Source organism: Pedobacter sp. MC2016-24, from assembly GCF_015223055.1.
Classification (GTDB): domain Bacteria; phylum Bacteroidota; class Bacteroidia; order Sphingobacteriales; family Sphingobacteriaceae; genus Pedobacter.
The window spans coordinates 20659-46067 of record NZ_JADFBX010000018.1 but is presented as its reverse complement, the minus strand read 5'-3'; the positions used below and the strand labels follow the sequence as shown (position 1 = coordinate 46067).

The window sequence follows — 25409 nt, the reverse complement described above, 5'->3', positions numbered from 1 at the left end:
TAAAATGAAATCATTGTATCTTCGCCTATGCTTTTTTTAACACTCTTTTTAGGGATTGTGCTAAACATGGTGGGTTATATCCCGCCAGGAAATATCAATCTTACTGTAGTGCAGATTACCATTTCACGTGGAATTCGCCAGGCCATTTATTTCATCTGTGCTTTTTCCTGTGTTGAAATTCTTTTCACCTTTGGTGTGATGCGTTTTGTGCAATGGCTGTCCTCCGAAATTAAGATCGGGGACATCATTGATGTGGTGATGATCTTTATGTTTGGAATTCTGGGGATCATTACCTGGCGCTCGCGTAAAGAAATGCCTAAAGCAGATTATTCAAAAAAAGACAGCATCCGTTACGGAATGTTGCTCGGGGTAATCAACCCGATGCAAATTCCTTACTGGCTTTTTGTAGGTACTTACCTGATTTCTCACGAGTGGATCGATATTGGTTATGTGTCACTTACCGTATTTAGTATCGGATCTGGTATCGGTGCTGCTGTAGCCCTTTACGGCTTCGCCCGGTTTGCGCAATACATTCAGGAAAAATTTGCTTTAAGCAGTTACATTGTCAATAAAAGTATCGCGTTGCTGTTTTTTGGGCTGTCTGCCTATCACATTGGTAAAATTACTTATATCCACCTGATCAAATAGACCGGCAACACAGCGCTTATTTGAGTAAGTCGGGCACCTTTTTGTTGTTGCCAACAATCCAGACAATATCGCCGTTTTCAAATACCATATTTGAATCCGGGTTTAAAATGCGTTCGCCATTTCTTTCAATTCCTACAACCAGGCCTTGCGTGGTTTCGCGGATGCCTGAACTGCGGATGCTTTGTGCGTAAACCGGTGAATTGGTATTGATGACAATTTTCTGCAGCGTCATGTCCTTCTTAGGGAAACTCGCTTCGGTCTGTTCATCCACACTTCCTTCAAATAATTCCTTAATCATAGCCAGCTGGTCGTCGGTTCCAATCACCAGTACCTTGTCGTTCGGATACAGCCTTTCATCTCTTCCTGGCGTAGGAATCATAATTTTACCACGCTCAATCAGGGCGATGTTCACACCAAATTTTTCCCTGACAGACAATTCAACCAGGGTTTTACCAACCAGTTTCGATTCCGGGGCCACAACAAGCTCTACCAGGTGGGTATCCCAGGGTAAAATCTCCGGCTGTGCATTCTGTGCCTCCCTGGCATTCAGGTTCAACAGGAAGCGGCTTTCCAGTTTGTTGTAGAAACCCTGTAATTTCCTTGAAAAGATAACCATACCGGAAATGATCAGGAGCAGACCAATGCTGATCGCCAGCCAGGTACTGTAAAACTGGTAAATCAGCACGCCTACAAAGCATATGGCCAGTGCAATCCGTAAAATTTCAAGCGCAACCAATGGGCCACGGGTATATTTCTTGTTTAACCACAAATGGGAGTAAGCCTTTCTTTCAATCCTTCTGATGGCGAGTGCCCACAGAAAGGGTGTCATGATGATTAAGGTAACCACCAGACTAATGATGATGCCTTTGTTCCCGTTGATGATATTGGCCGTGATGAAAGGTTGCAGGTAACGTGCACCCACAAACACCAGGGCAATCAGAATAACAGCATGTATAATGGTATTGAACGTATAAGCTTTCAGCAATACCTTCCAGTCGCTCAAAGTTGTAATCCCCGCTGTACTTGAGCTGTACCGGTTCAGGCCTTCAACCCATTTTTTTGGCAGGTTACGCTCCAAAAAGCGGAAAAAGGGTTCTGAAGATTTGATGAGGTAAGGGGTGGTAAAGGTGGTAATTGCCGAAACGGCAACTGCAATAGGGTAGAGGAAGTCGCTGGTCACTTTCAGCGTTAAACCCAATGTCGCGATGATGAAAGAGAATTCCCCGATTTGTGCCAGACTTAAGCCTGTTTGTACGGCCGTTTTTAATGGCTGACCGGAAATGAGTGCACCCAGTCCCGAACTTAAAAACTTACCCAATACTGTCGCTACAGTGATCACCAGGATGGGAACCGCATAATCAACCAAAATGCTCGGGTCAATCAGCATCCCCACCGAAACAAAGAAAATGGCTGCAAATAAATCTTTAACCGATTTGGTCAGGTGCTCAATGCGTTCTGCCTGCGTCGTTTCTGCCAGAATGGAACCCATAATAAATGCACCCAGAGCTGGAGAAAAGCCAACTTTTACCGCCAGTAAGACCATAATTAAACAAAGTGCAATAGATACCACCAGCATGGTCTCATCATTCATGAGCTTTTTGGTCGCTTTTAAAAACGTTGGAACCAAAAATATCCCCCCAATAAACCAGAGCACCAAAAAGAAGCAGAGTTTTAAAATGGAAGTTAACATTTCTACGCCTGCAAATTGCTGACTTACAGCAAGGGTAGATAACAAGACCAATAACAAAATGGCCACAAGATCTTCGACAATCAATACGCCGAATACCAGTCCGGCAAACTTTTTATGTTTTACGCCAAGCTCTTCAAAAGCCCTGATGATGATGGTTGTGGAGGAAACCGATAGGATTCCGCCCAAAAATATACTGTCCATGGTAGACCAGCCCATGGCCTTTCCGGCGATGAACCCGATCAGCAGCATAAAGACCACCTCTACAATGGCTGTGATGGAAGCCGAGCCCCCAACTTTAACTAATTTTTTAAAACTAAACTCCAGCCCCAGACTGAATAATAAGAAGATTACCCCAATCTCTGCCCAGATGTGGATGCTTTCATTGTCGGTAACCGTAGGGATAAATTTAATGTGTGGCCCAACCAATAAGCCTGCTAAAATATAGCCCAGAACAAGTGGTTGTTTTATGCTTTTAAAAAGTAACGTGGTAATGCCCGCCGCTGCAAGTATCAAACCTAAATCAGTAATTAATACTGGTAAATGTATCATAGAAAAAAAGGGTTTCTCGTAAGATACGAAAAAAGCCCCTTTTTTGATCAAAAAAAGGCAATTATTTCAGGTTATGACAAGGATTTGAAGTACTTCAGGGTATCTTCTTTATCTTTTTGCAACTGCAGTTTTAAGGCTTCCAGACCAGTGAATTTGACATCGTGTCTTAAGAACTCTAAAAAATACATGGTGATGTCCTGACCGTAAATTTCAGCATTGAAATCAAAGATGTTCACTTCTATATTCCTGGTCATGCCATTTATGGTCGGGCGCTGCCCGATATAGGCCATCCCTTTAAAAGTCTGATCCGCCATGGCAACTGTAACGGCATATATACCATCCGAAGGGATCAGTTTATAGGTTTCTTCCACAAAAATATTTGCTGTCGGAAAGCCGATCGTGCGGCCAATTTTATCTCCTTTAATCACCCTGCCATGGAGCGAAAAATGATAGCCCAGGTATTCGGCAGCCAGTGCTACTTCCCCCTGGAGTAGTGCATTACGGATTTTAGTCGAGCTAACGGCCACATCATTGATGTCTTGCTCCGGAATCTGCTCAATCTGGTAGTCAAATGTCTGTGCAGCTGCTTCCAGTTCCCGCATGCCGCCCTCCCTGTCTTTTCCAAAGCGGTGGTCATAACCCACAATTAATGATTTTACGCCAATGGTGTCAACCAAAATGTTTTTGATGTATGCCTCCGGACTCAGGTTGGAAAAATCACGTGTAAAAGGTGTAATAATCAAATGGTCTACACCCAGTCCTTCCAGGATTTTAGCTTTTTCATGAATGGTATTGATCATTTTCAGGTCTTGGTTTTCCGGATCAATAATCAAACGTGGATGCGGAAAAAAGGTAAGAATTACACTTTCACCGCCTGTAGATCTGGCCAGTTCACAAAGTCTGTTGATGATTTTCTGGTGACCGTAATGAACCCCATCAAAAGTACCGATGGTTACAACCGCATTATTCAGTTTCTTAAAATCAGAAAAGTTATGGTATATCTTCATAAAATTAATGTAAAGACTGGCGTTTAACAACGCCCCCCTTAATGTCTGCAATTTGTTGTTGCACCACAAAAGCATCCGGATCTATTTGCCTGATTTCTGTTTGCAGTCTGCTCATCTCTAGTTTCGTAACTACAGTGTATAAAATATCAATGTCTTTTTTGATGCCGTAACCACCCTCGCCTTTGTAAATAGTTACACCCCTCTTCATTTGCTCAATGATAAATTCTTTAATCTCGGTATTTTTATCAGAGATAATGGTTACCCCGGTATATTGCTCCAGGCCATTGACCACAAAGTCGATGGTGTTGGACGCCGATAGGTAGGTGAGTATGGCATACATGGCCGTTTCTATATTCAGAAAAATGGCAGCAAAAGCAAATATGACGATGTTCAGGATCAGAATGATGTTCCCGACAGTCAGCATGCTGTTCCTGCTGATGTAAAGTGCAAGTACTTCTGTGCCGTCAATGACACATCCGCCACGCATGGCCAGGCCGATACCCCCACCTAAAAACAGGCCACCAAAAAAGGCAATCAACAGTTTGTCGTGGGTAATTGGCTGAAAAGGAATCACCACCAGTGCTACCGCCAGTGTTAAAATCGCAATGGCCGTTTTAATTGCAAAACCTTTTCCAATTTGCTTAAAACCCAGAATGACAAAGGGAATGTTGATGACAATGATCAGGTAAGACAATTCAAACTTGGTTATCCTGCTTACCAACAGGGAAATCCCCGTTACACCACCATCAATAAAACCATTGGGCATCAGGAAGCTCTTCAAGCCAAAACAGGCTGAAATGATTCCACAGGTGATCAGAAATACATCTTTGGTGTACCTGATATTCCGATTTTTAAAATGGGTATGCATATATCTGTTTTAGTCTTATTCTTCCCCGGAAGCAGCAGCCTCTCTCTTATTGCGAAGATAATCAACTAGGTCCTTTACCTCAAACGCATTTTCCAGTAAAAAGTTTCCGCTACGGGTACGGGTAAGCTTTGAAAGATAAGCACCATTGTTCAGTTGTTTCCCAAAATCCGATACCAGTGAGCGGATATAGGTGCCTTTACTGCATACAATTCTAAAATCTACTTCCGGCAACTCAATCCTTGTAATTTCAAAAGCAGATACGGTTACGTCGCGTAAGCGCAGCTCTGTTTCTTCCCCACGACGTGCTTTCACATACAAACGCTCGCCATTTACCTTTACAGCAGAGTGTGCCGGTGGATACTGCTGGATGTTTCCGGTGAAAGGAAGGGCGGCGGTATGAATGGCTTCTACAGTCAGCCCATCTATCGGGAATTGCTGGTCTACAACCGTTTCCAGGTCAAATGAAGGTGTTGTGGCACCCAGTACCATCGTGCCGGTATATTCCTTATCTTCCGCCTGAAAAGTATCAATCTGCTTGGTTAGTTTTCCGGTACAGAGAATGAGTAATCCTGTGGCCAGCGGATCTAATGTTCCGGCATGACCTACTTTCAATTTCAATGGTTTTAAAGAATTTCTAATTTTCCCCACTACATCAAAACTTGTCCACTTGTAAGGTTTATTGATCAATAACAATTCACCTTCAGCAAAATTAAAATCTTTAAATTCAATCATTAAAGTTGTATAAGACCTTGATAATACAAGGCTAAAAATAGTAAACCAAAAACAATTCTATACCAGCCAAAAAGCTTGAAGCCATATTTTTGAACATAACCAATGAAAAATTTGATGGCCAGCAGGGCAATGATGAAAGCAACCAGGTTACCAACGCCCAAAAGCATCAGGTTGTGTTTGTTGTTCAATATTTCCGGTGTTTCTTTATAAGCTTTGTACAATTTTAAACCTGTCGCGCCAACCATAGTTGGTACAGCAAGAAAGAAAGAAAATTCTGCAGCAACCGATCTGGTCAATTTTTGCTGCATACCACCAATGATACTGGCCGCACTTCTGCTCGTACCCGGAATCATGGCCAGACATTGCCACATCCCAATGATGAAAGCACTTTTATTGGTAATCTCGGGCTCTGTTTTTACCGTTGGTTTGTTAAAGAAGCGATCAATGAACAATAGAATTACACCACCTACAACCAGCATAATGGCCACGGTTACTGCGCTTTCCAACAGGGCATCTATTCTTTTCTGAAGCAGCATACCCAATACCGCTGCAGGTATACAGGCTATGACCAGTTTCAAATAAAACTTCCAGTGGTTCAGGGGGAAAAATCTCTTCCAGTAAAAAACAATAACCGAGAGTATGGCACCCAGTTGTACCGCAATTTCAAATAATTTAACAAATGGATCTTTGTCTATGCCCATTACGGATGAAGCAATGATCATATGTCCTGTTGAAGAAACGGGTAAAAACTCCGTTATCCCTTCTATAATAGAAAGGATCAAGGTTTGTAAAAAATCCATGAACTTACTTTTTTAGGATGGCATAGATACCAAACCCAAACCCAAATAGCACCACCATTGGCGCAAGCAGGGTTTTTCTAAAGTCGTAGATATCAGTGGTGCCCATCATTAAGATAAAGCCTGCTACAACAATTGCAATGCTGATCAATAGTAACTGGTAGTTCTTTTTAGTGAAAACCAATTCACTTTTGTTTTCCTGGTGTACAGGTGCTGTTTTTTTTTCTAACATTATCTATAAAGGTCGTAAATTTTTAGATTCAAATATTTGCTTACTGCAAAAGAGGTACTGATGGCGGTAATGAAAATACCCACACCAATCAAACTCAACAATACGATTCCAAATTCTGTGTAATTCCTTAAAATGATCATTTCAGGAATTTCGCGTTGGGCATAATACAGGATCCCCAATAAGATCAGGATGGCAATAAATGCCGCAATCAAACCATGCAAGGCCGCAATCAGAATGAAGGGTTTGCGGATGAAGTTCTTGGTCGCGCCAACCAGTTGCATACTTTTGATCAGGAACCGCTGAGAATAAATGGCCAGTCTAATGGTATTGTTAATCAGGGCAACAGAGATGATGAGCAAAATTGCTGCAAATCCCAGAATGATCAGCCCAATTGTATTGATGTTTTTATTCACCATATCAATCAGCGAGCTTTGGTAGATCACCTCTTTGACAATCGGATTTTTTGCAATGGCAGCTTTCAGTGCATCTATACTTTTGTTATTGGCATAGTCTGCTTTCAGGTAAACATCAATGGTAGATAGCAATGGGTTATAGCCTAAAAAGTTTACAAAGTCCTCGCCCAAATCGGTGGTCAGGTTCTTTGCAGCCATTTCTTTATTTACATAAACGGTGTTTTTTACAGCGGCATTGGCATTCAGCTCTTTTTGAAAAGCCAAAACAGCAGTCTCCTTAGCACCTTCGTCTACAATAATATTCAATACAATATTTTCCTTCACGTAGTTAGAAAGGTTCTTTGCATGCACCAATATCAATCCCAGCATTCCAAGCATCAACAAAACCAATGCTATGCTAAAAATAGTAGAAATGTATATGGTTTTTGTCTTCTTAGAAGCATCGCTAACTTCAAATTCTTCCATGTAATCGTTTTTATGTTTTGCGAAAATAAAAAATATAAGCCACTAAAGTACAAACCTACAACGTAATTTCTGTTTAATTAGTTTAAGAAATGGGAATCGGTGCTATTTTTATCCCAAAATGGGCTTAGCCAATCCGGCCGCTCACATCGTTATTTTATAGTTTCAAATTTCCAGACCTGTCTTTTTGTAACATTTCTGTACCAAAACCGGAATTGATTCGTTTCAATAAGTAATCAAAAAATCATTCCCTAATTCAAAAACCTATACCCAATGAAGAAACAGTTAACTTTAGTAAGCCTATTATTTTTAATCATTTGCGGAATCACTGCGTGTAAAAAAGATTCCGTGGATGGAAAATCATTAAAAAGCAGGATGATCGGTAAATGGAAGGTTAAAAAGATCGAAACTACGGTGGGTAGTACGCCAACCACCACCTATACAGGTGTGGATGCCGATTACCTCGACTTCAGGAACAATGACAACGATGAGCTTGAAGTAAATCTCGCCGGAAACCGGCTCAGTGGCAACTACGCGGTACTGATCAACCAGACCTTCAATCTGAACATTTCCGGAGAGGTTACCTTTTGCACGGTCAGCAATGTGAACGATAACCTGCTGGAGTTTTCGGGAACCATCAGCAAAAGCACCGGCAATACTTCAAAAAAATACGAACTCTACCGATAATTTACTGCATTTGAATTTGCCTGAATTGCCCTGCTAAATCCAGTCCGCCGATTCAGGCAAATCATTAAACTGCTAAACTTTTCGCTAACAACCTTTATTTCTTTATTTTCGCGCTATAAAAAGGAATAGCTTAATGGATTACCAATTTAAAGAAATAGAACAGAAGTGGCAAAAGTTTTGGGCGGAAAACCAAACGTTCAAGGCTGAAAAAGACAGTAATAAACCTAAATTTTATGTGCTGGATATGTTTCCATATCCCTCCGGGGCAGGCCTGCACGTAGGTCATCCGCTGGGTTACATCGCTTCTGATGTATTTGCAAGATACAAGCGCCTGAAAGGATTTAATGTTTTGCACCCGATGGGCTATGATTCATTTGGTTTACCTGCAGAGCAATATGCCATTCAAACCGGTCAGCATCCTGCTTTAACTACCGAAGCGAACATCAATACCTATCGCAAGCAGCTGGATCGCATCGGTTTCTCTTTCGACTGGAGCCGTGAAGTACGTACCAGCGAGCCTGAATATTACAAATGGACACAGTGGATCTTCATGCAGCTTTTCAATTCCTGGTATAACCTGGAAACTGACCGTGCAGAAGACATTTCTACTTTAATTGATAAATTCAATACTGCCGGTAGTGCAGATGTTAAGGCGGTTTGTGATGAGGATGTGAAAAGCTTTATGCCAAGCGACTGGGCAACCATGACCCCGGAACAGAAACAGGAAGAGCTTTTAAAATATCGCCTGACCTACCTTAAAGAGAGCACCGTGAACTGGTGTGCCGCTTTGGGTACCGTATTGGCTAATGATGAAGTTAAAGACGGATATTCTGAGCGTGGAGGCCATCCGGTTGAACAAAAGAAAATGATGCAATGGAGCATGCGCATTTCCGCTTATGCAGAACGCCTGCTTCAAGGCCTGAATACCATAGACTGGCCAGAGCCGGTTAAAGAAATGCAGCGCAACTGGATTGGTAAAAGTGTTGGGGCAAGTGTCAGGTTCGACATTGAAACCAGCAACGACATCAGTACCTTATCGCAAAATTACATCGAGGTCTTTACCACAAGAGTAGATACCATTTTTGGTGTGTCTTACCTGGTATTGGCACCAGAGCACGAACTTGTTGCTGCTTTAACAACGCCTGCTCAGCAAAATGACATCAGCAATTACATCGCGCAGACCAAGAAAAAGTCTGAACTGGATCGTATGGCCGATACCAAAACAGTTTCCGGTGCATTTACCGGCAGCTATGTCGTTAACCCGGTAAGCGGTGAGCGCGTACAGCTTTGGATTGCAGATTATGTATTGGCAGGTTATGGAACCGGCGCAGTAATGGGTGTGCCAAGCGGCGATCAGCGCGACTGGCTATTTGCCAGACATTTCAATCTGCCGATTGTTCAGATCTTAGATGCACAGCTAGATATCGAAACTCAGGCCGATGCCACTAAAGAAGGAAAATACATCAATTCCGGATTCATCAACGGCATGAATTACACCGAAGCGGTTCAGACTTTAAATACCTGGCTGGAAGAAAAAGCAGTTGGAAAAGCAAAAGTGAATTACCGCATGCGTGACGCCATTTTTGGTCGCCAGCGTTATTGGGGTGAACCCATTCCGGTTTATTTTAAAGACGGACTTCCGTATTTAATTAAAGAAGAAGAGCTGCCTTTGATGCTTCCTGAAATTGACAAATACTTACCAACAGAAACCGGTGAACCGCCATTGGGCAGGGCCGAGGGCTGGAAGTACGAAGATCAGTATGAGTATGAATTGAGTACCATGCCGGGCTGGGCTGGTTCAAGCTGGTACTGGTACCGTTACATGGATGCTCAGAATGAATCTGAATTTGCTTCTGAAGAGGCGATTGCCTACTGGAAAGATGTTGACTTGTACATAGGTGGTGCAGAACATGCTACCGGACACTTGTTGTACAGCCGTTTCTGGAATAAATTTTTAAAAGATATCGGCCACGTACAGGAAGAAGAACCGTTCAAAAAACTCATCAACCAGGGGATGATCCAGGGACGCAGTAATTTTGTATACCGCGTTATTGATGAAGAAGGCAGAGGTACGAATACACTGGTGTCTTACGGCTTAAGAAAAGAATATAAAACTTCTGCATTACATGTGGATGTGAACATTGTGGAAAATGAAATCCTCAATATCCCGCAATTCAAATTGTTCCGACCTGAATTTGCTGAGGCCGAATTTATCCTGGAAAATGGCAGATACATCTGTGGTGTTGAGGTTGAAAAGATGTCAAAATCGAAATTCAACGTCGTTAACCCTGATGTTCTGATTGAAAGTTATGGCGCTGATACACTCCGGATGTACGAGATGTTCCTCGGCCCGTTAGAGCAAAGTAAACCATGGAACACCAATGGTATAGAAGGTGTATTCAAGTTCCTGCGTAAATTCTGGCGTTTATTCCACAATGAAACCGGTGTTTTCCATGTCAGTGATTCTGTTCCGGCTAAGGCAGAACTGAAGGCTTTGCATAAGATCATTAAAAAGGTACAGGATGATGTAGAGCGCTTCTCATTCAATACCTCTGTTTCCAGCTTTATGATTGCAGTAAATGAGCTGACAGAATTGAAATGCAAAAACAGACAAATTCTGGAAGATCTGGTTGTGGTACTTTCCCCTTATGCACCGCACATTACTGAAGAGCTTTGGGCATTGCTGGGCCATGAAGACAGTCTTTCAGCGGCCAGCTATCCAACATTTAACCCGGCATACCTGGTAGAAGACGAGTTCAGTTACCCGATCTCTGTGAATGGAAAAACAAGGTTAAACATGAGCTTAAGCCTCACTTTAGAAGCTAAAGAAATTGAAGAAACCGTCCTGGCTGACGAAAATGTTCAGAAATACCTGGAAGGCAATACCCCGAAAAAGGTAATTGTCGTAAAAGGCAGGATCGTCAATATCGTTTTGTAAATATTTTGCACTAAAAAGGCTTGATACAACTCGTATCAGGCCTTTTTTTATTGTTTTTAAATAAAGTCTATTAAATTGGTAGATTTTGTTTTACCTTTGTTCCATATCATCCAAAAGGGGAGTAGCTTATTTAATTTGTAATTTATATGGACAGGGTAGATTTTAATTTATTGGACGACAGGGATTCGGAATTGTTAGAATTGTTAAAAAATGATGATGTCAAAGCTTTCGATGAACTTTATCATAAATACTTTGGGCGGGTTTATAATTTGGTTCACATCGCTTTAAATGATAAAGATAAAACGGAAGATGTGGTGGCTGCTGTATTTTTACACCTTTGGGAACTAAGGGCCGAACACCAGATCGAATCCCTGAACAAATATATTTTTGCATTTACCTGTATGGAGATCCTTCATAAAAGAAAAGCAGCCGACAAAACCAGCGCAAATTACCTACCTGCACTGATCAGCAAAAGATTCGGGGAGTTCAGATTAAGTCTGGGCAGGTTCAAACGGGTTTTAGGCTAGTAATTTTACCGGTAAAAAAGGTCGCTTTACCGCGGTATTCAGACAGCTGGGTTAAATTCTGTTCAATCAACCTGTAACATTTTCTACCTTTATCCTACTAATTGTGGTATAAGAACGAAAATGAAAAGAATTTTACCTGTATTGATACTGATATGTTGCATAGGCCTGACAGCAAATGCACAATTTACTTTAGGCGGCGCATCCACAAAGGTGACCGTTACTGGCCGGATCACTGCTGTTATTGCAGATTCGATCACCAGGAAACCGATCGACTATGCCAGTGTAGCCCTGGCGAAAGCAAAAGACAATAAAAATGTGAACGGCGCAGTGACCGATCCCAAAGGGAAGGTCGTCCTGCAAAACGTGAGTCCCGATGCTTATCAGCTTTCCATCGGCTTTATGGGCTATAAGTCTAAAACCATAACGCTGAGCACGACTTTAGAAAAACCAGACCACAACCTGGGTACCATTTATCTGAGCCCAACTTCCAGCAATCTGAAAGAGGTGGAAATCAGCGGACAAAAAGCCTTAATTGAAAATAAAGTAGACAAAATCGTTTACAATGCAGAACAGGACATCACCAACGCAGGTGGCGACGCAACTGATGTGATGCGTAAAGTGCCTATGCTTTCGGTTGACATCAATGGCAACGTCCAATTGAGGGGAGCTGCGGTCCGGGTGCTGATCAACGGTAAGCCTTCGGGCACCATGGCCAACAGCGTAGCTGATGCCCTTAAAATGATCCCTGCCGAGCAGATCAAAAGTGTGGAAGTCATCACCAGCCCGTCCGCAAAATATGACGCAGAAGGATCCGGCGGTATCATCAACATCATCACCAAGAAAAAAACTGCCGAAGGCATCAATGGAAGCATAAACGGTACTACTGGTACGCGTTCTAACAATGGGGCCTTTAACATCAGCGCCAAAACAGGCCGCTTGTCTGTCACCGGTAACCTTGGCGTAAATCAAGCCTATCCGCAAAATTCTAAAGTGGTTACTTTCAATACCTCAACCATTGGGGGTGTCACCAATGAAACTTTCCAAAACGGATTTTCGAAATGGTCACGTGTGGGCTACAATGGTGGCGGCGGACTCGACTACGACATCAATGGTTACAACAACATCAGTACCACAGTTAAACTGAACCGCTTTTCAAATGGGGGGCCAGGTCGCTCAGACATCACCAGAAATGGCGTCTCTTCAACCAATATCAGGGATATGGACATGAGTTTCAACAACCTGGACTGGAATGTAGATTACCGTAAAACCAGTAAAAAGGAAGGGGAGGAGTTCAGCGCTTCAGCCCAATTGTCCACAGGCAGGAACGGTAGTGATTTCTCCAACCGGTTTATCATACCAGGCTTTGATGATCAGGTAATTACCGGACACAATACCGGCAAGAACAATGAGTATACTTTACAAACCGATTATACCTACCCATTCAGCAAAACCACCACTTTAGAAACCGGGCTCAAGGGGATATTCAGAAATATCAAGAGTGATTACGATGTTGCCCAGCAAGATTTTGACTACGATCAGAATGTCGCTGCGGCTTATGGTGTGATGGGATTTAAACTGAGCAAAAAGATCCTGGTGAAAGCTGGCTTAAGGGCTGAGTACACCAAAATCAACGGACTGGCAGGAAATACAACCAATTTTGACAACGATTATTTTAACCTGTTCCCAAGTGTCGTACTGTCTCAGAATTTAAAAGCAGGAACTACCCTGAAATTAAGCTATAACCGCAGGGTACAACGTCCGAGTTTGTTTTATTTAAACCCTTTCAGAAATGAAAGCGACGTGTTTAACCCGATCGAAGGAAATCCAAAACTGGATCCGGAACTGACGGATAATATGGAGTTGGGGTATTCTACTTTTATTAAAGGATCCATGATCAATGCCTCTGTTTTTTACCGCACAACCAAGGATGTCATTGAAAGTTTCATCGACCCGAGGATTGAAGATGGCATTGCAAAAAATTTAACCACTTACCGTAACGTGGGCAGAAGCCAGTCTTACGGCGTAAACATATTCGGATCTTACAATCCAAAGCCCAAATGGACACTGATGGCCAACCTGGGACTGAACACTTACGAAGTGAAAAATGCGGAGCGTAACCTGAATACAGGAACCTTTTTAAACTACACCGCTTTCGCCCGCTCGGCCTATGCATTGTCAGGCGGATGGAGTACGGAATTGTGGGGCGTGTTAAACTCACCAAAACGTACATCGCAGGGTAAAACCGACAAAATGTATTTTTACGGAGCGGCTGTAAAAAAAGAGATCCTGAAGAAAAATGCCACCATTGGCATCAATGCACTCAATCCATTTAACCGGGACCTGAACATCAAAACCTTAAATACCACGGCTAATTCTGTTCAAAGTACCGATATTCACTATCCTTTACGTTCATTCGGTCTGAACTTTAGCTATAAATTCGGTAAAATGAATTTTAATGGTCCGGCTAAAAAGAAAAAAGGCGTCAACAATGACGACCTGAAAAAAGAAGAACAGCAAGGTGGTGGTGGCCTTGGCGGCGGAATCGGTGGCGTAGGGGGAGGCAATTAAGCAGCCCTTAACTACATCACCTGTTTTTCTTTTTCACATACTTTAATATCATCAGACTTAGCGGGTTTAGCACATACCCGCTAATGTTATTTTGCATCATCACAATAGACTGGTCATATAAAATCGGGACAATATTTCCATTTTCTATGACCATCCTATCCATTTTCTGGTAAAGCAGGTATCGTTTTTCAGCATCACTTTCGTAATAGCTTTGTTCAAATAAGCGGTCAAAATCTTTATTGAAATAACCCGTATAATTCGGCCCGTCAGGTACTTTGTTTCTCGAATAAAATACTGCCAGGTAATTCTCTCCGTCCGGATAATCTGCAATCCAGGAACCTCTGAAAAAATTCACACCATTTTTCGACATCATGTCCCGTAAACTCGCCGCCGGACTCACATCCACCTTAACTTTAATGCCAACGGCATTGAGCTCGCCTTGTATAAATTCGATCATGTCCTTATAGGTCGTTGAGGTACTCAGGGTAATCATTGGCATGCCTTTTCCGTCTGGAAAGCCAGCTTCAGCCAATAAACGGGCCGCTTTTTCGGGTTCATAATGATATCCTTTTACAGCGGTACTATCGAAGCCCGGCATTCCCTGCGGAATAAAACCTGAAGTTGCCGGTATACCCACACTGTTCCTGAGGTATTTAATCAATTTGGGTTTGTCTATCGCATAGTTGATTGCCTGCCGCACTTTTTTTAACCTGAGCGGAGAATTTCTTACAATAGATTTAGAGGTGTCTACCAAAATACCTACGTATTCTGTACATAAATACGGACTTTTTTTAAGTTGAAATTTCCCCCGGTATTTGCGGGTCATTTTTCCGCTTTTGGTCAATACATCATCGCGGTAGCTACCGTCTACCTTGTCAAAAAAGTCCAGGTCTTTTTTGATGAAATTCATAAAGGCACTCTGCTTATCACTAATAAAAGTCACTTTTACCGCATCCAGATGGGGAAGTTGTACGCCGTCTTTGTATTCCCAGTAATGCTCATTTTTAAGCATTACCAGGATTTCGTCCTCTTTCCAGTATTTGAACTTAAAGGGGCCGGTGCCAATCGGGTGACTTCTGAAATCTTTACCGTAATGCTCTACAACCTCTTTCGGTACCACCGAGCAATACTGTGTGGTCAGCAATTTGATGAAGGCGGGAAAAGGCTTCACCAGTTTTACCTGGAAGGTTGAATCGTTGATGGCGATAAAATTGTGGATGTCTTTGACTTTGTCGCTAAAAATCCAGGTGCCGGAAGAAGCCACTTTTGGATCGATCAGCCTGTTGAAACTGTATACAAAATCTGAGGCAATGACCTTCCGGCCCTTTCCGCCGGGAAAAAGGGCATCGTCATGAAAATGAACATCGTTGCGCAGGTTAAAGGTATACACCAGTCCGTCATCAGAAATTTGCCAGGTCCTGGCAATGCATGGTTTGGTGTTCAGGGCACTGTCAATCTGCACCAGGCCGTTAAAAATCTGGTTGACCATCCAGGTTGCATTTTGATTTCTTGCAAAAGCCGGATCCAATGAAGTGACATTTTGATCCATGTTCATATTGAACACTGTTTTTTCAGCATTTGAAGTGTCGTTTTTGCAACTGACTGCACAAAAGATCAAAAGCGCACAAAAAATATTGATTATAATACGATGCATCGGTTTAGGAATACTAATTTTGCACAAAGTAATAAATATATTGATATGTCTTTTTTAAATGCGATTATAAACGGGATTAAGGAGGGAGAACTTCGTGAAGAACTTCAGGATAGATTGGATATAATTCAGCATAAAATCAAATTTATGGACGCGGTACCCCTCGTTTGTCTGGATACCCACAATCAATTAAATTATGCACTTGAAGGTGTGGCCTTAGATGCCGGAGGTATTTTTCATCCATTTGCAGATGGGGCCAGGGTGGTCATTTACCTGCAAAAAGACAAAACCATTGCCGAGCTGATGGCTGCTGTACCGGCACTGCTGGAGCCCGAATGGCCGGCTGTAACATACAACCGCGTCTATTTAATGGATGGGGCAGCCCTGGCTGATGAAGACCCGCTGACCCTGGTTACTGCTTTGGAAGACCTTGCAGAAATGTTGTATCCTGGTTATTTTGTTTTTGGCAATGAAGGCATCAACTGGATCAGTTTTAAAACGCAATAAACTTATCCATCTGCTGGTTGGTAAATTTCAGCGTATCTTCTTTAAACAGTGCATTGTCTTCGTTTAACTCCAAACGGATGGCCGGGATGTGGATTCTTAAAGGCAATACATGCAGATGTAAATAACTGCAGACACCACCAAAGTGATCAATCCCACGGATGTTACCATACTTCCCGGATGATATCCCCACCAGTGCAGCTTTTTTATCGTAAAAACTATCGGGAAAAGTACAGGCATCAATAAAGGTTTTTAATACCCCCGGAAAGCTCCCGTTATACTCCGGAATCACGAACAAAAACTTATCTGTTTTGGTCATAAGCTCCTGTATTGCTGTGAAGTCGGCGCTTCTTTTCCCGTACAGGTCGGAGGAGATTAAATCGTCCGGCAGCTCCTCTAAATTCAGCAGATTGGTTTGTAATCCTTTTTCAGCCAATGTTTTCTGATAATATTTTGCAACTTTAAGCGTATTACTTGAAGCTCTGTTTGTTCCGGATATGATGGTTACCATGTATTAATTGTTAATAAGATGTGTAAAACACTTATGGCATAAGTACTAACTTTGCCATTTAGTTTGTATCTTAGCTAATCGTTAAAATGTGCCTAAATCAGTACAAAAATAGCATTTTTTATAGATTTACTTCAATGTAAACAAAGCCTAAAAGGAAATAATCGGTTAATTATTAAAAACATAAATGAGTAAAATTATTGCATTGGCAAATCAAAAAGGTGGCGTAGGTAAAACAACATCATCTATAAACTTAGCTGCAAGTTTAGCCGTACTGGAATACAGGACCTTATTGGTTGACGCAGATCCTCAGGCAAATTCTACCTCCGGTATTGGTTTTGATCCACGAAACATCAAGAATAGTATTTACGAATGTATCATCAACGATATCGAACCATCAGAAGCGATACAGAAAACAGAGACGCCAAACCTGGACCTGCTTCCTGCACACATCGACCTGGTAGGTGCCGAAATCGAAATGATCAATCTCAGCAACAGAGAATATAAAATGAAGGCCGTACTGGAAAAGGTAAAAGACCAGTATGATTTCATTATTGTTGACTGCTCTCCGTCCTTAGGTTTAATTACGATCAATGCTTTAACAGCAGCCGATTCTGTTATTATCCCGGTACAATGCGAGTACTTCGCACTGGAAGGATTGGGTAAACTCTTAAATACCATCAAAATTGTGCAGAACCGCTTAAACCCGGAACTGGAAATAGAAGGTATTTTACTGACCATGTATGATGTGCGTTTACGCTTGTCAAACCAGGTTGTAGAAGAAGTGAAAACCCATTTCCAGGATCTTGTTTTTGAAACGATCATTCAGCGGAATACCCGTTTAAGTGAAGCACCAAGTTATGGTATCTCGGTCATCATGCACGATGCCAATTGTAAGGGAGCCATCAACTATTTGAACCTGGCGCGCGAGATTGTCCGTAAAAACGGATTGGTTAAAGAAGTGCAGGATGTAACAACAGCAAATATTTAAAATTATTTTAATGACATCTTTTCAGCGAAAAACAGGTTTAGGTAAAGGATTAAGTGCGCTCTTAGATGACAGCGAATCGATTAATCCGCCAAAAAATCAAGGCGTAAATCCGGTAAGTGAAACCAGACAAGAAGGCACGAATAACATTAATCCAATCGGATTAATCAACATCAGTGACATTCAGACCAATCCTTATCAACCCCGTACAGAGTTTGATCAGGTCGCTTTAAATGAACTGGCCGAATCCATCCGTGTTCAGGGATTGATCCAGCCAATTACCGTTAGAAAAAATGCAGCGAATCAATATCAGCTGATCTCGGGAGAGCGCAGGCTGAGGGCATCCAGACTGGCCGGACTGACCCAGATTCCTGCTTATGTGCGTAGCGCCAATGATCAGCAAATGCTGGAGATGGCCCTGATTGAAAACATCCAGCGTGAAAACCTGAATGCCATTGAAGTTGCCCTGAGTTTTCAGCGCATGCTGGAAGAATGTAATCTGAAACAGGAGCAATTGGGAGAGCGTGTGGGTAAAAACCGGAGCACTGTAACCAATTACCTGCGCCTGCTTAAATTACCACCTGCGATCCAGATCTCTATACGCGATCAGAAAATCTCAATGGGTCATGCCCGCGCGCTGATCAATGTGGATCAGGCCGATAAGCAATTGTTCCTGCACCAGGAAATCATTGATAAAGGTCTTTCTGTACGTAAAGTAGAAGAACTGGTCAGAAGCATCAATAGTGTAGAAGTTAAACCAAAATTCCAGCGTCAGCCCAAAGGTGTTTCTTTTGAATATCAAAAACTTCAAAAAGACCTGACCTCTAAATTTGCCACCAAGGTGAAACTGAAAGTCAATGACAATGGTAAAGGAGCGATCGAAATTCCTTTTGTATCTGATGACGATCTCAATCGTATTTTAGGGTTATTAGATTGGTAATGTACAAATTATTACTGTTGCCGGTTCTCTTATGTTTTGCTGTTTTCACAGCAACAGCGCAACAGCCTGCGGGTGTCAAAAAAGATACAACGAATTACAGCAACAAACCTGTAGATACGGTAAAGCCCTATGTCAATGTGGGTAAAATTGCAGGTAGAAGGGCAGCAATCCGCTCGGCCATGTTACCTGGCCTCGGGCAAATCAGAAACGGGGTAACGGTATATCGTTTGGCTAAAGTAGGTGGTATTTATACCGGTTTTACTTTGCTGGCCTTGTCTTATATCGACAACTCGAAGAATTTCAACACTTTTCAGAATGAGATTGAATATCGGGCTAAAAACAATGACAAACCTGATCCTGCAAGTCTCTACGCCAGTTATCCCACATCGGGACTGATCTCAGCCAAAGACATTTACAGAAGAAATAAACAGGTAATCATTTTGTCCTTTGCGGGTTTATATCTGCTCAACATTGTTGAAGCGTATATTGACGCCCGTCTGGCAAATTTTGATGTTGGTGATGTCGCTTCATTTAAAGTCGCGCCAACGGTGATGCCCCCTGCACAAATGTATGGTTTCAATGCCATTACACCGGGTGTTAAGCTTACATTGAACTTTTAAATACAGATAGATCATTAACAAACGCATATAAAATTATAAAGGAATGAAGATAGCATTACTTGGTTATGGTAAAATGGGGCAGATTATCGAACGCTTTGCCCTGGAGCGGGGACATGAGGTTGTCTTGAAAATCAATATTGATAATGTTGACGATTTAACCACCAGTAATCTGTCAAAGGCCGATGTAGCCATCGATTTTAGTGCACCTGATGCTGCGCTCAGCAATATTTATGCTTGCTTTGATGCCAACTTACCGGTGGTAGTAGGTACCACAGGTTGGTACGGGCAACTGCAGGAAGTAAAAAATGAGTGCCTTAGCCGTAACAACACCTTACTTTATGGGTCAAACTTTAGTATAGGTGTTAATTTGTTTTTTCACATGAATGAAATCCTGGCTAAACTCATGAATGATTACCCGGCTTATGAAGTGCAGGTTGAAGAAATTCACCACACGCAAAAACTCGATTCGCCAAGCGGAACTGCAATGACGATAGCCGAAGGGATCATTGACAACATGGACCGTAAAAAAGAATGGGTTAACGAATTGGTCGGTACGCCTTTTGAAGACATCCTGAAAAAAGAGCAGGTATTGATCGAATCGCACCGCATTGAGCATGTACCCGGTACGCATACCGTGGTTTACAGCTCGGAAGTGGATGAAATTGAATTGAAACACACTGCGCATAACCGCTCAGGTTTTGCATTGGGCGCTGTAGTGGCGGCAGAGTGGTTGCAAAATAAACAAGGCTTTTACAATATAGCCGATATCTTTAATTTTAAATAACAAGATCATATGAATTGGAAATTCCGGCAAAAGGATAAGGTAGAAACTCCTGACGATCAGCCTAAAAAGAAGAAAAGCAAGGCCAGGGAGTGGACAGATGCCATTATATTTGCGGTAGTTGCGGCTACCATCATCAGGGTGTTTTTTATTGAGGCCTATACCATTCCTACCGGATCCATGGAAAGGTCATTGCTCATCGGCGATTTCCTGTTCGTGAGTAAAATGAATTACGGCGCCAGGGTTCCGATGACACCTGTTGCTTTCCCTTTTGCACACCATACCATGCCCATTACCGGTACAAAAGCCTATTGGGATGGCGTACAATGGAAATACCGCAGGTTGCCAGGTTTGTCAGACATTAAGAGAAATGACGTAGTGGTTTTCAACTATCCGCAAGGAGACACCGTTGCCCTGGAGCAACAGGATGTAGATTATTATCAAATGGTGCGCTCAGCGGGCTGGCGACAAATCAATAGCCAGTATACCATTGTAAGCAGGCCGGTAGATAAAAGAGAAAATTACATCAAACGTTGTATCGGGATTGCAGGTGATACGATCAGCATGAAAGCTGGCCTGGTTACCATCAATGGCAAGCCTGAGCAGTTGAAAAATACGGGACAGATCACTTATGAAGTGACCTTTAAAACAACCGATTTTAATCCGGATGTGTTCCAGAACATGGGCTTCAATGTAAGTGATGAGATCATTTCAACAGAAACACCTAATGTATATCGCTTTATAGGTACCGCTCCGATGATGGCTGAAGTACGTAAACTGGATTTTGTACAGTCTGTCAGAGAATTAACGGCACAGGCCAACGACCGTGAGCCCGATATTTTCCCTTTCGATCCGAACAGAAACTGGAACGTAGACAATTTCGGCCCGATCATCATTCCTAAAACAGGCTGGACGGTGAAATTAGACAGTGCAACGATGCCACTTTATGAAAGGGCAATCCGCATTTATGAAGGAAATAAACTGGAGAAATCTGGTAAAGGCTGGTTAATCAACGGAAAACCGGCAGACAGCTATACCTTTAAAATGAACTATTACTGGATGATGGGTGACAACAGGCACCGCTCTGCAGATTCACGCTACTGGGGATTTGTTCCGGAAGACCACATTGTGGGTAAAGCCTTGTTCATCTGGATGAGCTACGATACCAACGGTTCATTCTTCCATAAAATCAGGTGGAACCGCTTATTCCGCGGAATTCATTAAGATAAACCAGCGATCCCCAATTTAAGGGCAAGCTCATTTAAATCATTGACAACGGCATCTATTAAAGGGATGCCGTTTTTTTTGCGCTCATTTTCAAAAGCATATTCTGGTTCACCAGGAATAATCACCTTTTTTTCAGGATCTACGGTTGCTGCACTTTTAAAACGGGTAATCCAATTGTCCAGATGGTCTTTAAAATCTTGTGCCGGACGGAAGCCGTCAACGCGCATGGCGCCAAAAAAGTGACCTATGCCTGCACCTACAGGATCAGTTGGCGGTTCCAGAAATGCCACAAATGGCGGTACCCATGGGCCGTAGTTTGCTCCGGAAAGCACTGCCGATAAAATGTCTACTGTGGCGCTAAGTCCGTACCCTTTATGGCTGCCATGATCTTTATCGCTCCCCAGGGGCAGCAAAGAACCTCCTTTTTTCAATTCATGCGGATCCGTTGCCGTATGGCCATCTTTGTCCTGAACCCAGCCTTCAGGGATTGCCTGGTTTGCCCTTTGGGCAATTTCCAGCTTGCCGTTGGCAGCTGCGGCGGTCGCCATATCCACCACTACTGGCGGGTACTGACCGGCCGGAAAAGCGTAACACATCGGGTTGGTGCCCAATAAGCGCTCATTGGCATAGGTAGGGGCAACCAGCGGACTGGCATTGGTCATGCTGATCCCGATCATATCCTGTTCAACGGCCAGCAAAGCATGGTAACCTGCAATACCAAAATGGTTGGAGTTTTTTACGGCTACCCATCCGCTACCATAGGTTTTTGCCTTCTCTATCGCTACTTTCATGGCAAAAGGTGCCACAACCAAACCCAATCCACCATCGCCGTCCACGGTGGCAGTCGTCGCTGTTTCATGAACCACCTTTACTGTTGGTGTCGCATTGATCCTTTCTTTTTCCCAAAGTCTCACATAACCACTCAGGCGGGCCACGCCATGAGAGTCGATTCCTCTTAAATCTGAACGCAGCAACACATCAGCAGCCAGTTGGGCATCAACCTGCGGACAGCCCATTGTTAAAAAAACACGTTCGGTAAAGTCACGCAGCTGCTGCTCGGAAAAAGTATAAAAGGTCATGGTTTTAAGCAAATAATACGGTAAACTGATGGTCTAATGGTTTAAAATGGTCCACCAGGGCAGCAATGAAATCATCGCCATACAAAACGATCATCGGCGCAATATTCAGCACCCGTTCCTGTAATACACCTGTAGGAAACAGCTTTTCCTTTAAATGATCAATTTGGGCTAAGGAGGTGCTGTGTTTGCGTTTTTCTGCGCTGAGCATCTTTTTCTCCAGTCGGCTGATCAATTTCAGCGCCTTGGTTTTTGCGGCATCAGCCGATTGCGACAAGGTTTTGTCTATTTTATAAGCATTGAGCTTAATCTGATCAAAAATGGCATTAATGGCGCGTTCTTCATCACCAAGAGTAAGCTGGAGGTTCACGTGCGATTTGATCCAGCCATTTTTGAGCGACTCGCTTTTCTGGAAAATCTCTTTCGGGCTAATCCCCAGGATGTGCATTCTGGCTTCACTTCTCTGGTCTACAACCATGGCCGAGTTGCGCAGCAACAATACAGGGAAATCTACGCCGTAATGGTCAAAATTGGCTTTGAGTTGCAGCCAGTAAGTCACTTCGGCACCGCCACCAATATAAGCCAGGTTGGGTAAAATCACTTCCTGGTAAACTGGTCGCATCACCACATTGGGGCTAAACCTTTCCGGAAAATCCGATATTTCTTTTTTAAGTTCGTCTTCGGTAAAACGGATGGGGGAGTTCATCACCTGGTAAATGCCATGTTCAGCTACAATACGTTCCCTCACACCATCAATCATGTAAAAGAAGTTGATTTCTCTCGGATTTACCTGTGGCTTATAGCCCAGTTCTTCCAGTTTACTGCTGCTTTCATTGATGAGTTTAAAGCTCTGTTCGCTGGTGATGTCGGCAGCCACAATATCCGCAAACTGCTTTTTAAGCAGGTGCTCATCTGCATCGATGCAAACCAGGCCATACTTGCCAAATAGGGCATTGACCAGATCTCTGGTGGCATCGCTTAATTTCTCATGGCTTGTATAGGCTTTGTCTACCAGTTCCGAAAATTTAAGTCCGTTTTCGCTGATGCCCAGATATCCTTTATAAGCCAGTAGGGTCTCCGCAATATCTGCCACATTTAATCTACCGGTAGCACCAGCAGCAGCTTTTGCCCAGGTCAGCATTTTATCCTCAATTTTCACATGGTTGATTTCCTCAAAGTCATGATCTTCGGTAGCCATCCAGTACACCGGGACAAAATTATAATCGGGAAACTGTTGTTTCAGTTCTTTGGCCAGGTTAATCGCGGTAACTATTTTATAAATAAAATAAAGCGGGCCGGTAAAGATGTTCAGTTGATGGCCGGTCGTAATGGTAAAAGTCCGGCCATCCGCTAATAAATTGATATGTTCATGAACCAGTTCCGTGGTGTCCAAACCAGCATATTGCTGTTTGATCACTGTTGTTAAAATGGTTCGGTCACCTTTAAAATTACGGTTTTTAATGGCTTCAGCAAAGCCCTCAAAACCAGGCTTGTATTTGTAAAATGAATTGAGCTGCGCTTTTCCGCTGATGTAATCGAGTACAATAGCAGAAAAGGCTTGCGTTTCCGGGTAAGAGATATATTTAGCCTGCATTGCTACGAATTTAAGCTAATAAAGTATAAAACTTATGGGGCAACTTTTATTTTACAATTTGTCCATATAGATCGAAGTCTTCAGCACGGTCAATTTTAACCTGTACAAAAGAGCCGTTCGCTGCATAACCTGTGCTGGCGTCAATCAATACCTCGTTATCCACCTCCGGAGAGTCAAATTCGGTACGGCCGATAAAGAAATCCCCTTCTTTTCTGTCCACCAGAACTTTATAGGTTTTGCCTACTTTTTCCTGGTTGATGTCAAACGAAATACCTTGTTGTAGCTCCATGATCGCATCCACACGTTCTTGTTTCACTTCATCAGGTACATCATCTACCAGGTTGTGCGCATGGGTTTTTTCCTCATGAGAATACGTAAAACAACCCAAACGGTCAAAACGGGTTTCTTCTACCCAATCCATCATCTCTTCAAAATCCTGCTCCGTTTCACCTGGATAACCACAAATCAGTGTGGTACGCATGGCGATGCCCGGAACTTTATCGCGGATCTGGTTGACAATGTCAATGGTTTTCTGTTTGGTGATGCCACGGCGCATTGACTTCAACATATTGTCGGTAATGTGCTGTAAAGGCATGTCCAGGTATTTGCAAATGTTTTCCCTTTCGTTCATGGCGTCCAGAATTTCCATCGGGAAACCAGAAGGGTAGGCGTATTGCAACCTGATCCATTCAATCCCCGGTACATCAGAAATCCTGCGCAGCAATTCATCCAGGTTACGTTTACCATAAATGTCTAAACCGTAATAGGTTAAGTCCTGTGCAATCAAAATCAGTTCTTTGGTGCCGTTTGCTGCCAGTATTTTGGCTTCGTTCACCAGCTCATTCATATCCCGGGATACGTGTTTACCGCGCATCAAAGGGATGGCGCAAAAAGAGCAGGGGCGGTTGCAACCTTCAGCAATTTTAAAATAGGCAAAGTGCGAAGGAGTAGTAAGCAAACGCTCACCAATCAGTTCATGTTTATAATTGGCACCCAGGGAGTGCAATAAATTATTCAGGTCGTTGGTGCCGAAATAAGCATCCACGTTGGTAATTTCAGCTTCCAGTTCAGGCTTGTAGCGTTCAGATAAACATCCGGTTACAAATACCTTTCCTATTTTTCCGGCATCTTTCAGCTCGCTGTACTGCAGAATGGTATCAATCGATTCCTGTTTGGCATTGTCAATAAAACCGCAGGTATTGATGACAACGATGTCGTCTTTCCCCATCTGGTTTGATTCATGCACAACGTCCAGGCTATTTCCACGCAACTGTCCCATTAAAACTTCAGAGTCATAGGTGTTTTTAGAACAACCCAAAGTGATGACATTGATTTTAGGTTTTTTAACAGGGATAATCTTAGATGCGATTTTTGTATTCATGTGTTATATTTATGACGTTTA

23 protein-coding genes are annotated in these 25409 nt (G+C 42.8%); 11 read left to right on the top strand and 12 right to left on the bottom strand.

The genetic code is table 11. From position 1 onward, the window contains the following. Positions 1–27 precede the first annotated feature (27 nt). Positions 28–648 carry a LysE family transporter gene (locus IM797_RS25150; RefSeq protein WP_194129987.1) on the top strand — a complete coding sequence of 207 codons (621 nt, stop codon included), beginning with the start codon at positions 28–30 and terminating at the stop codon, positions 646–648. A gap of 16 nt (positions 649–664) precedes the next feature. On the opposite strand, the gene IM797_RS25145 is transcribed toward IM797_RS25150, so the two are convergent. The 7 genes from IM797_RS25145 to IM797_RS25115 all read right to left on the bottom strand — a co-directional run bounded on the left by IM797_RS25145 (position 665) and on the right by IM797_RS25115 (position 7401). Further along, entirely contained in the window at positions 665–2887 is a 2223-nt protein-coding gene (locus IM797_RS25145) for a cation:proton antiporter (protein ID WP_194129986.1), read from the bottom strand. A gap of 71 nt (positions 2888–2958) precedes the next feature. Beyond that, positions 2959–3894, bottom strand: a complete 936-nt coding sequence (locus IM797_RS25140) for a bifunctional riboflavin kinase/FAD synthetase (protein WP_194129985.1) — start codon at positions 3892–3894, stop codon at positions 2959–2961. Positions 3895–3898: 4 nt separating this feature from the next. Continuing rightward, positions 3899–4762: a YitT family protein gene (locus tag IM797_RS25135; RefSeq protein WP_194129984.1), complete on the bottom strand. Its 864-nt coding sequence runs from the start codon at positions 4760–4762 to the stop codon at positions 3899–3901. A gap of 15 nt (positions 4763–4777) precedes the next feature. Continuing rightward, complete coding sequence (gene truB, locus IM797_RS25130; RefSeq protein ID WP_194129983.1) at positions 4778–5494, bottom strand: tRNA pseudouridine(55) synthase TruB; 717 nt, start codon at positions 5492–5494, stop codon at positions 4778–4780. Further along, a complete protein-coding gene (locus IM797_RS25125; protein ID WP_194129982.1) occupies positions 5494–6294 on the bottom strand; it encodes an undecaprenyl-diphosphate phosphatase in 801 nt (266 codons plus the stop codon). The genes truB and IM797_RS25125 overlap by 1 nt, the downstream gene beginning before the upstream one ends. Before the next feature lie 4 nt (positions 6295–6298). Then, positions 6299–6523, bottom strand: a complete 225-nt coding sequence (locus IM797_RS25120; protein WP_194129981.1) for a DUF3098 domain-containing protein — start codon at positions 6521–6523, stop codon at positions 6299–6301. Then, the gene (locus tag IM797_RS25115) at positions 6523–7401 is read right to left on the bottom strand and encodes an ABC transporter permease (RefSeq protein WP_194129980.1); all 879 of its coding nucleotides are present in this window, start codon (positions 7399–7401) and stop codon (positions 6523–6525) included. Before IM797_RS25115 ends, IM797_RS25120 begins: the two co-directional genes overlap by 1 nt. 270 nt (positions 7402–7671) lie before the next feature. On the opposite strand from IM797_RS25115, the gene IM797_RS25110 reads away from it, so the two are divergent. The 4 genes from IM797_RS25110 (at position 7672) to IM797_RS25095 (ending at position 14118) form a co-directional block, all read left to right on the top strand. Continuing rightward, on the top strand, positions 7672–8085 hold the full coding sequence (locus IM797_RS25110; protein WP_194129979.1) for a hypothetical protein: 414 nt from the start codon (positions 7672–7674) through the stop codon (positions 8083–8085). A gap of 133 nt (positions 8086–8218) precedes the next feature. Then, the gene (leuS, locus tag IM797_RS25105) at positions 8219–11023 is read left to right on the top strand and encodes a leucine--tRNA ligase (RefSeq protein ID WP_194129978.1); all 2805 of its coding nucleotides are present in this window, start codon (positions 8219–8221) and stop codon (positions 11021–11023) included. A gap of 146 nt (positions 11024–11169) precedes the next feature. Further along, entirely contained in the window at positions 11170–11550 is a 381-nt protein-coding gene (locus IM797_RS25100; RefSeq protein ID WP_194129977.1) for an RNA polymerase sigma factor, read from the top strand. Positions 11551–11670: 120 nt separating this feature from the next. Next, on the top strand, positions 11671–14118 hold the full coding sequence (locus IM797_RS25095) for a TonB-dependent receptor domain-containing protein (protein ID WP_194129976.1): 2448 nt from the start codon (positions 11671–11673) through the stop codon (positions 14116–14118). A gap of 16 nt (positions 14119–14134) precedes the next feature. Here the strand turns inward: IM797_RS25095 and IM797_RS25090 are convergent, their stop codons facing one another. Further along, complete coding sequence (locus IM797_RS25090) at positions 14135–15673, bottom strand: ABC transporter substrate-binding protein (RefSeq protein WP_370583122.1); 1539 nt, start codon at positions 15671–15673, stop codon at positions 14135–14137. A gap of 144 nt (positions 15674–15817) precedes the next feature. Here IM797_RS25090 and IM797_RS25085 point away from each other — a divergent pair, with 144 nt between their 5' ends. Continuing rightward, positions 15818–16276, top strand: coding sequence for a hypothetical protein (locus IM797_RS25085; RefSeq protein ID WP_194129974.1), 459 nt, complete (start codon positions 15818–15820; stop codon positions 16274–16276). Here the strand turns inward: IM797_RS25085 and IM797_RS25080 are convergent. Beyond that, positions 16263–16784, bottom strand: coding sequence for an NADPH-dependent FMN reductase (locus tag IM797_RS25080; protein ID WP_194129973.1), 522 nt, complete (start codon positions 16782–16784; stop codon positions 16263–16265). The two genes, IM797_RS25085 and IM797_RS25080, sit on opposite strands and share 14 nt — an antisense overlap. A 184-nt stretch (positions 16785–16968) precedes the next feature. On the opposite strand from IM797_RS25080, the gene IM797_RS25075 reads away from it, so the two are divergent. From IM797_RS25075 to lepB, 5 genes are read left to right on the top strand one after another with little or no spacing between them, the layout of a single operon-like run. After that, positions 16969–17772 (top strand): ParA family protein, encoded by an 804-nt coding sequence (locus IM797_RS25075; protein ID WP_194129972.1) that lies wholly within the window; start codon positions 16969–16971, stop codon positions 17770–17772. 10 nt (positions 17773–17782) lie between these two features. Then, positions 17783–18709 (top strand): ParB/RepB/Spo0J family partition protein, encoded by a 927-nt coding sequence (locus IM797_RS25070; RefSeq protein ID WP_194129971.1) that lies wholly within the window; start codon positions 17783–17785, stop codon positions 18707–18709. Further along, positions 18709–19329, top strand: a complete 621-nt coding sequence (locus tag IM797_RS25065; protein ID WP_194129970.1) for a DUF5683 domain-containing protein — start codon at positions 18709–18711, stop codon at positions 19327–19329. The genes IM797_RS25070 and IM797_RS25065 overlap by 1 nt, the downstream gene beginning before the upstream one ends. A 43-nt stretch (positions 19330–19372) precedes the next feature. Beyond that, positions 19373–20113, top strand: a complete 741-nt coding sequence (gene dapB / locus IM797_RS25060) for a 4-hydroxy-tetrahydrodipicolinate reductase (protein WP_194129969.1) — start codon at positions 19373–19375, stop codon at positions 20111–20113. Positions 20114–20122: 9 nt separating this feature from the next. After that, positions 20123–21334: a signal peptidase I gene (lepB, locus tag IM797_RS25055; protein ID WP_194129968.1), complete on the top strand. Its 1212-nt coding sequence runs from the start codon at positions 20123–20125 to the stop codon at positions 21332–21334. On the opposite strand, the gene IM797_RS25050 is transcribed toward lepB, so the two are convergent. From IM797_RS25050 to rimO, 3 genes are read right to left on the bottom strand one after another with little or no spacing between them, the layout of a single operon-like run. After that, the gene (locus tag IM797_RS25050; protein WP_194129967.1) at positions 21331–22416 is read right to left on the bottom strand and encodes an Ldh family oxidoreductase; all 1086 of its coding nucleotides are present in this window, start codon (positions 22414–22416) and stop codon (positions 21331–21333) included. The two genes, lepB and IM797_RS25050, sit on opposite strands and share 4 nt — an antisense overlap. 4 nt (positions 22417–22420) lie before the next feature. Continuing rightward, the gene (bshC, locus tag IM797_RS25045; RefSeq protein ID WP_194129966.1) at positions 22421–24007 is read right to left on the bottom strand and encodes a bacillithiol biosynthesis cysteine-adding enzyme BshC; all 1587 of its coding nucleotides are present in this window, start codon (positions 24005–24007) and stop codon (positions 22421–22423) included. A gap of 46 nt (positions 24008–24053) precedes the next feature. After that, positions 24054–25388: a 30S ribosomal protein S12 methylthiotransferase RimO gene (gene rimO, locus IM797_RS25040; protein ID WP_194129965.1), complete on the bottom strand. Its 1335-nt coding sequence runs from the start codon at positions 25386–25388 to the stop codon at positions 24054–24056. Positions 25389–25409: the final 21 nt, after the last annotated feature.